Source organism: Mycobacterium sp. 663a-19 (assembly GCF_035616495.1).
Classification (GTDB): domain Bacteria; phylum Actinomycetota; class Actinomycetes; order Mycobacteriales; family Mycobacteriaceae; genus Mycobacterium.
On the sequence record NZ_JAPJAV010000022.1, the window covers coordinates 20,603 to 28,240 of the forward strand.

The window sequence follows — 7,638 nt, forward strand, 5'->3', positions numbered from 1 at the left end:
CGCGTGAAGCTTTCCCGCAATTTCGAGGCGTTCGAGCAGCTGCCCACCGACGGCAGCACCACGGGTGCCTACGGCGAGCCCTACCAGACGGCCGACGGTGCGACCGTGATCGCGGTCGCCAAACCGGTCGGAATCTTCGTGATCCGCGGCGGCGAGGCGTCCTGGGTGCCGGCCGTGGACGCCAACCGGATGGCGCTGATCGGCGTGATCACCGGCCTGCTCGCGGCGGTGATCGGCTGCCTGGCGGTGCTGCGGCAGCCGCCCTGGCCGCGGATAACGATCACGGGCTGACTCACGGGCTGTAGGTGACGCCGACGGCGCGGAAGACGTATTCGGCCGGCATGTCGAAGGCCAGCGACCGCAGCGGCAGCTTGTCCAGCACATCCTCGGGGACGGTGGCCTTGTAGTGCAGCGACAGCTCGCCGCTGAACTTCGGGTCGACCTCGGCGACGTCGAGATCGACCTGCAACCCGGTCGGCGAGATCTCGGCCCTGGCCGCGCCGGTCTGGGGCGCGTCCCAGCGCACGTCGACGGTCGGGCCGGCCAGCTTGGGCAGCATCGACAGCGTCGCCAGCACCCGCTCCGCGGTGAAGACCAGCGATCCGGTGTAGCTGGCGACGCTGTGCGGCACCCGCGCGCCGGGGATGACGCCGCTGAACCGCCGGGTCACCGCGACGTAGTCGGCGAGGTAGATCAGGCCCTCCGCCTCGACCTGAGCGTGCAGGTCGTCGGGTAGCTTGCCGATGCCGAACAACCTTCGGACAAAGACCGCCATGACCCCAGTATCCCCGGGACGCCGGGGGGCCGGCCACTTCGCGGGCGTTGACTGTGCAGCCAGGGCGTTGACTGTGAAGCCAGGGCGTTGACTGTGAAGCCAGGGCGTTGGCAGTTACACCAGGGCGGAGAAATCGCCGAAATCCCGCCGTAGCTTCACTGCCGAAGCCGTAGCTTCACACTCAAAGCCGTACCTTCACACCCCCGTTGCGCCCGTTGGTGTTTCGGCCCTCGACGGTTTGGTCACGGCGCGGTGACCCAACTGGAGCGAAAGCTTTACTTGACCCCAAGGATGTCGCCAGCTGACGATTGACTCCATGCGCCGACTGCTCGCTTTGCTGTGCGCCGCGGCATGCGCGATCTTCGTGTCCGTGTTGCTCGCGCCGGTGAGCGGCGCGGCCACCCCCTGGTTCGCGAACTCGGTTGGCAATGCCACGCAGGTGGTTTCGGTGGTGAGCACCGGCGGTTCGAACGCGACGATGGACATCTACCAGCGCACCGCCAGCGGCTGGCAGGCGTTGCGGACCGGCATCCCCACCCACGTCGGTTCGGCGGGCATGGCGCCGCAGGCCAAGAGCGGGGTTCCGGCCACCCCGATGGGCGTGTACACCCTCGACTCCGCCTTCGGCACGGCACCGAATCCCGGCACCGGACTGCCGTATACCCAGGTCGGGCCGAATCACTGGTGGAGCGGCGACGACCATAGCCCCACGTTCAACAGCATGCAGGTCTGTCAGAAGGCGCAGTGCCCGTTCAACACGGCGGAGAGCGAGAACCTGCAAATCCCGCAGTACAAGCACGCGGTCGTGATGGGCGTCAACAAGAACAAGGTTCCCGGCGGCGGCGCCGCGTTCTTCTTCCACACCACCGACGGTGCGCCGACGGAGGGTTGCGTGGCCATCGACGATGCGCAGCTGGTGTCGATCATGAAATGGCTGCGGCCCGGCGCGGTGATCGCGATTACGAAGTAGCCGCCGCTAGGTCGCGACGGCGCGGCCCGGTTTGATCTTGAAGTCCATGCCCGCCAACGACATCGTCGCGTCGTAGGTTCTGTCGTAACCGGTTCCGCTGATCTTCCAACCGTCGTCGGTGCGCCGGTAGGTGTCGCGGTAGAAGGCGGCGCCGATCAGCATGAAGTTGAGGTCGGCGACGATGACGCGGTCCTGCAGATACCAACTGCCCGTTGCGGTGTCGCCGTCCACGATGATCTCCGGGTGCGTCACCCGATGCTCGGTGATGACGTTGGGGGGGAGCGACGTACGCATGTACTCGACCAGGTCGGCGCGGTTGGTGAAGTGCAGTTCGTTGCCGATCGACGGGCCGTAGTCGGCCTTGATGTCGTCGGCCAGGGTGTCGGCGAAGTCGTCCCAATGTTTGGTGTCCAGCGCGCGCAGGTAGCGGTACTTGACTTGCTTGATCGCTTCGATGTCGGCGAAGTCTTGAGGGGTCATCCGGTCATTGCAGCACATGGGTATCGGTCGGCTGCGGCCGCATCGGACGGCATCGCCCAGACTTAAGCCACGGTCACGTTCCACGGCGTGTCGTGTGCGTGGTTTACGTGTCGCGGTAGCCCTGACCGTCGGACAGGTACTCGGTGACCATGTCGATCAGGGCGCGTCGCTCCAGGCTCCAGTCGATCGCCGTCCCGGTGATCATCTGCGCCAGCACCACGCCCCGCAGCGCGGCCCAGATCACCTCGGCCACACCGGCATTCGCCGGATCCTCGGTGATCAGCCGGCCCAGCTGGCCGATCGCGGAGTTCATCTCGAGCAGGTGGCGCCGCGAGGACTCGCCCGAGCCGCCGCGGGTGACCCGCAGGATTTCGAAGGCCGCCATCGAGGTCGGGCTGCTGTAGCAGCTCCAGGCGGTGTCGACGACGACCTCGATGCGCTCGCGCAGCGGCAGTTCGCTCACGTCGGCCGACGACAGGCTCTCGATCAGCCTGTCGACCCCGTCGTCGACGACGGCCATCAGCAGGCCGTGGCGGTCGCCGAAGTGGTACTGGATGACCCCCCATGTCACGCCCGCGCGTTCGGCCACGTGCTTGGCGGTGGCCGCGGCGAACCCCTCCTCCACGATGCAGCGCACCGTCTCGTCGATGATTCGCGCCCGGGTGTCGTCGCCGCGCTTGCGCGGCGCGCTGGTCCGCCGGGTCGGGCCGGCGGGGCGCCCGGACGTCTGGCCTGCAACAATGGACATTGTTGACTTTATAACATAGTCAAGTCTATTTTTGGGCGGTGAGCCGATCCCGATACGCGCAACTGTCGCGCGAGCAGCTGGCCGTCCTGGTCCCCGAACTGCTTCTCATCGGGCACATGATCGACCGCTCCGGCATGGCGTGGTGCATCAAGGAGTTCGGCCACGAGGAGATGGTGCAGATCGCCATCGAGGAGTGGGCGGGCGCCAGCCCGATCTACACCAAGCGCATGCAGCGGGCCCTGAACTTCGAGGGCGACGACGTGCCCACCATCTTCAAGGGCCTGCAGCTCGACATCGGCGCCCCGCCGCAATTCATGGATTTCCGGTACACCATCCACGACCGCTGGCACGGCGAATTCCAGCTCGACCACTGCGGTGCGCTGCTCGACGTGGAGCCGATGGGCGAGGAGTACGTCTTCGGGATGTGCCACACCATCGAGGATCCGACGTTCGACGCCACCGCCGTGGCGACCAACCCGCGCGCACAGATGCGCCCCATCCACCGGCCGCCCCGCCAACCCGCGGACCGGCATCCGCACTGCGCGTGGACGGTGATCATCGACGAGTCCTATCCGGAGGCCGAAAGCATTCCGGCGCTGGACATCGTTCGTCAAACCCGCGCTGCGACATGGGAACTCGACCCCATCGACCGAACCGAGCAGGGCCAGCCGGACTACTCCGGTCCACTGCTCTCCGATTTCGACTTCGGCGCGTTCTCGCACTCGGCGCTGGTCCGGATGGCCGACGAGGTCTGCCTGCAGATGCACCTGCTGTACCTGTCGTTCGCGATCGCCGTGCGCAAACGCGCCGCCGCCGACGCCGGGGCCGTCTCGGTGGGCACCCGCGGCCTGATCGGCCTCGCCGGGCTGGCCGCCGAACGGATTCACCGCGCGCTGGACCTGCCCGACGGAATACGGGGCGCGATGCGGGTTTTCGAGCTGCACCCGCTGCTGAACCCCGCGGGCTACGTGGTGGCGGAGATCGACGGCGACCGCCTGGCCGTGCACGCCTCGCCGGCCCACGACGATCGCGCGTGGATCTCGCTGTGCTCACCCGAATCCGTGCAGCCGCTGCGGGCGATCGTCACCGCAGTGAATCCGCGGCTCGCGGTTGAGGTTTGCAGCACGAGCACCGACTGGGTCGCGAAGGTGGTCGAAACCGACACGCCGGCGGACGAGCTGCCAGAGGTATCGGTAGCGAAAGTCAGCCGCGGATCGTCGTTCGAATTCGAGCCGAGGCGTTCGCTGCCGCTGACCGTGGTGTGAACCCGACGCGTCGCGACGCGTTTTGTCAAGGGGTTTTTGGTACCGCTTCGGTGACACAACCGCATCGGCCGTATACCAATGGCATTGCAACCCATCTGCTTTGAGCGTGTCCACGGATATGGTTGACGCTGGCCACCGACCCCTATAGACGAAAGTTTTCGATCTATGTACGACCCGCTTGGGTTGTCGATCGGGACCACGAACCTGGTCGCAGCGAGTAACGGAAGTCCACCGGTTTCGCGCCGTGCTGTGCTTACGTTATATCCGCATTGCGCGCCGAAAATCGGCTTGCCCGACGAAAATCCGAACCTGACGGAGCCGGGCGTGCTGATGAGCGGCTTCGTGGAGCGCGTCGGGGATTCGGTGGCGCTGGTGTCCCCCGACGGATCGGCTCACGACCCGGACCTCCTGTTGGTCGAGGCCCTGGACGCCATGGTGCTCGCCGCCGGCGCGGACGCGGCCTCGTCGGAGATCTCGATCGCCGTTCCCGCGCACTGGAAGCCCGGCACCGTGCAGGCGCTGCGCGACGGGTTGCGGACGCATCTGGGTTTCGTGCGCAGCGGCATGGCGCCCCGCCTGGTGTCGGACACGATCGCGTCGCTGACCGCCGCGAACGCCGAGCTGTGCCTGGCCGCCACCGGCGTGGTCGGGCTGCTCGATTTCGGCGGCTCGGGCACGTCCGCGACACTGGTGAACCTCGCCGGAGACTTCGAGGCCGTCAGTCCCACATTGCGTTTCGCAGAGTTCTCCGGTGACGAGATCGACCAGGCGCTGATGCTCCTCGTGTTCGAGGAACTCGGGCACGGCAGCGGCATCGACCCCGCCAGCACCGCGGCCGTCGGCCAGCTCGGCCAGCTCAGGGAGCAGTGCCGGGTGGCCAAGGAACAGTTATCCACCGACACCGTAGTCGAATTCGCCGCCGAGCTCGGCGGCCGCCGGTGCACCCTGCGGCTGACCCGAGACGAGTTGGGGGACCTGATCCAGGATCGCCTCACCGCGTTCATCTATGCGCTCGACAAGATGCTGGCCCGCCAGCACAAGAGCTGGACGGACCTGTCGGCGGTGGTCACCGTCGGCGGCGGTGCCAGCATTCCGCTTGTCACCGAGCGCCTTTCGGTGCACTCGCGCAGGCCGGTCGTCACGCCGTCGCAGCCCGCGTTCGCGGCCGCGGCCGGCGCGTTGATGCTGGCCTCACGCGGCGAGGCGTTGGACATCCGCACGCGCACGTCCATCGGCCTGCTCACCGCGACCGCCGGCGGCGACGTCCTCGATCACCCGGCCAGCGACGTGCTGGTGATCGATCACGACGCGATGACGGATCGCGAGTTGGCGTGGTCGCAAACCGAATACCCGGGCGACGTTCGGTTGCCGTACAGCCCCGCCGCCTACGACGAGGACGGGCCGTCGGGATGGTCGATGCGCCTCAACGTGATCGAGCCGCCGCCCAGGGAACGGGCCTGGCGACGTTTCCGGCTGTCCCAGTTGATCGTCGGGATGAGCGCCCTGGTGGCCATGACCGCGGTCGGCGGTGTGGCGTACTCGCTGACGGGCCTCGAACACCGGCAGGCGCCCCCCGCGCCCAGCGTCGCGCCGGTTCCGACGCAACCGCCCTCCCTGGTGCCGAGCCCGCTTCCCCCGCCGCCCACGGCGGTGCCGCCACCGCCCCCCAGCGCGCAACCGGTGCCCACCACCGTGCCGCCGCCTGCTCCGCCGCCGCCACCGTCGTCGCCGCCCCCGCCGCCGGTGGTCGTGACGACGCCTGAACCGCCGGTCGTTACGACGCATCGTCCCGCGCCACCGCCGACGACGACCCAGCCGCCGACCACGACTCAGCCCCCGACCACCACGGCGACGACGACACCCCCGCCGCCCAGCACGACAACGCCGACGACCACCACCACGACCACGACGGTGCCGATGACCACGGAGTGGATCCACGTTCCGCTGCTACCGGTGCCGATCCCGGTTCCGGTCCCGGCGAACCAGGCGCCGCAGACCCCGCAGGCACCACAGGGGCCGCAGTATTCGCAATATCCTCCGCAGTATCCGCAGTATCCCCAATATCCGCAGTACCCGGGCGACGGCACCGTCCAGAACCCGTACCTGACCCCCGGCTACTAGCAGGACCTAGCAAGGCTCTTTGAGCCCAATCACTCCAGCGGCGCGCCCGGCAGCACGGGAGTAGCGTTGAAGCAGCCCCATTCCGGGCTGGGGGCGTGTTTTGGCGATGCCCCCCGAAAATGCCCTCTGAAGAGGCATAGGAGGATTGGGAGGCGCGGTTTGGATTTCGTTCTCGGGGTGTCGATGGCTCCCACGAGGGTCCGCATGGTCCTGATCGAGGGCCAGAACGCCGACGGCGTAACGGTCGAAGAGGACACCTTCGAGGTGGTTGCCGGGCAGGGCTCGGCCTCCGGGGCGGCCGACCAGGTGATCGGCGCGATCGTCGGGACCCGCGAGGCCGCTGCCGAGGGCGGCTACCGGTTGGCGTCGACGGGTGTGACCTGGACGGACCCGGCCGAGGCCGCCGGGCTGCGCGATGCGCTCGCCCGCTGCGACATCGGCGGCGTCATGCTGGTCTCCCCGTTGCTCGCCGCGGCCGCGTTGGCGCAGACGGTGGGTGCCGCGATCGACTACGAGCACATCGCGATGGTCCTCGTCGAGCCCGACAGCGCGACGCTGGCCGTCGTCGAGATCGCCGACGGCTCCCTCGTCGAGCTGCACCGACGGACCCTGACCGGAGCCGGCGCACCGGGCCGGGAGGCCGCCGTCGCGGCCGAGCTGGCGGCGATGGTCGCCGGCCTGGATGCGACGCGATTGCGGGCGAACGGCGTCTTCATCGTCGGCTGCGGCGTCGACATCGTCGGAATCAAGGCCGCGCTCGAGGCGGCGACCCCACTGCCCGTGACCGCGCCCGAGGAGCCGCACATGGCGCTGGCCCGCGGCGCGGCGCTGGCGTCGGCGAATGCGCCGTTGTTCGCGTCGTCGACGGCCGCCCTGGCGTATGCGCTGGACCCGGGCACCGGAGAGCTGAATCCCGGCGCGCTGAGCCCGACCTACCTCGACATCACCGGCAACTCCGGAATCGGGGCGCTGGCCTACAGCGCCGTCGACGACACCGCGGTCAGCGAGCCGCGACAGCGGCGCGCGCCCATGGTCCTGGCCGCCGGCGCGCTGGTCGCGATCGGCGCCGCCGCCGCCGGGGTGGTGCTGGTGTCGCTGCCGTCCGACGGGCCGACGACGGCCCTGCAACAGAAGCCCCGCGTGAGCGCCGCGCCACAGCAGCCACCGGCTTGGGCGCCCAGCACGCCGCCCGAGGCGCAGGCGCCCGCGCCCAGCCCCTCGCCGCCGCCCGCCGTGGCCGCCCCGCCGCCGCCCGACTCGCGCACCGAGAAGTGGATCG

8 protein-coding genes are annotated in these 7,638 nt (G+C 68.8%); 5 read left to right on the forward strand and 3 right to left on the reverse strand.

The features are described from left to right. Positions 1–3: 3 nt before the first annotated feature. Positions 4–291 (forward strand): hypothetical protein, encoded by a 288-nt coding sequence (locus OQ968_RS24515; RefSeq protein ID WP_420716001.1) that lies wholly within the window; start codon positions 4–6, stop codon positions 289–291. A 1-nt stretch (position 292) separates the two neighbouring features. Here the strand turns inward: OQ968_RS24515 and OQ968_RS24520 are convergent, their stop codons facing one another. Next, positions 293–775: a hypothetical protein gene (locus OQ968_RS24520; protein ID WP_324682225.1), complete on the reverse strand. Its 483-nt coding sequence runs from the start codon at positions 773–775 to the stop codon at positions 293–295. A gap of 316 nt (positions 776–1,091) precedes the next feature. Between OQ968_RS24520 and OQ968_RS24525 the strand changes: the two genes are divergently transcribed. Further along, on the forward strand, positions 1,092–1,745 hold the full coding sequence (locus OQ968_RS24525) for a L,D-transpeptidase (RefSeq protein WP_324682227.1): 654 nt from the start codon (positions 1,092–1,094) through the stop codon (positions 1,743–1,745). 6 nt (positions 1,746–1,751) lie between these two features. Here OQ968_RS24525 and OQ968_RS24530 read toward each other — a convergent pair whose 3' ends face one another. Beyond that, a complete protein-coding gene (locus OQ968_RS24530) occupies positions 1,752–2,243 on the reverse strand; it encodes a nuclear transport factor 2 family protein (protein WP_324682228.1) in 492 nt (163 codons plus the stop codon). Positions 2,244–2,328: 85 nt separating this feature from the next. Then, the gene (locus OQ968_RS24535; protein ID WP_324682229.1) at positions 2,329–2,973 is read right to left on the reverse strand and encodes a TetR/AcrR family transcriptional regulator; all 645 of its coding nucleotides are present in this window, start codon (positions 2,971–2,973) and stop codon (positions 2,329–2,331) included. A 38-nt stretch (positions 2,974–3,011) separates the two neighbouring features. Here OQ968_RS24535 and OQ968_RS24540 point away from each other — a divergent pair, with 38 nt between their 5' ends. From OQ968_RS24540 to OQ968_RS24550, 3 genes are all read left to right on the forward strand, one after another. After that, a complete protein-coding gene (locus tag OQ968_RS24540) occupies positions 3,012–4,238 on the forward strand; it encodes a hypothetical protein (RefSeq protein ID WP_324682230.1) in 1,227 nt (408 codons plus the stop codon). A gap of 165 nt (positions 4,239–4,403) precedes the next feature. Continuing rightward, on the forward strand, positions 4,404–6,359 hold the full coding sequence (locus OQ968_RS24545) for an Hsp70 family protein (protein ID WP_324682231.1): 1,956 nt from the start codon (positions 4,404–4,406) through the stop codon (positions 6,357–6,359). 159 nt (positions 6,360–6,518) lie between these two features. Beyond that, positions 6,519–7,638 (forward strand): DUF7159 family protein (locus OQ968_RS24550; RefSeq protein ID WP_324682233.1); only part of this gene is annotated, 1,120 nt, incomplete at its 3' end.

Excerpts from the sequence above, each read along its gene's own strand:
- OQ968_RS24520 (WP_324682225.1), bottom strand. The coding sequence starts at position 775 with ATGGCGGTCTTTGTCCGAAGGTTGTTCGGCATCGGCAAGCTACCCGAC.
- OQ968_RS24525 (WP_324682227.1), top strand. The coding sequence starts at position 1,092 with ATGCGCCGACTGCTCGCTTTGCTGTGCGCCGCGGCATGCGCGATCTTC.
- OQ968_RS24530 (WP_324682228.1), bottom strand. The coding sequence starts at position 2,243 with ATGTGCTGCAATGACCGGATGACCCCTCAAGACTTCGCCGACATCGAA.
- OQ968_RS24535 (WP_324682229.1), bottom strand. The coding sequence starts at position 2,973 with ATGTCCATTGTTGCAGGCCAGACGTCCGGGCGCCCCGCCGGCCCGACC.
- OQ968_RS24545 (WP_324682231.1), top strand. The coding sequence starts at position 4,404 with ATGTACGACCCGCTTGGGTTGTCGATCGGGACCACGAACCTGGTCGCA.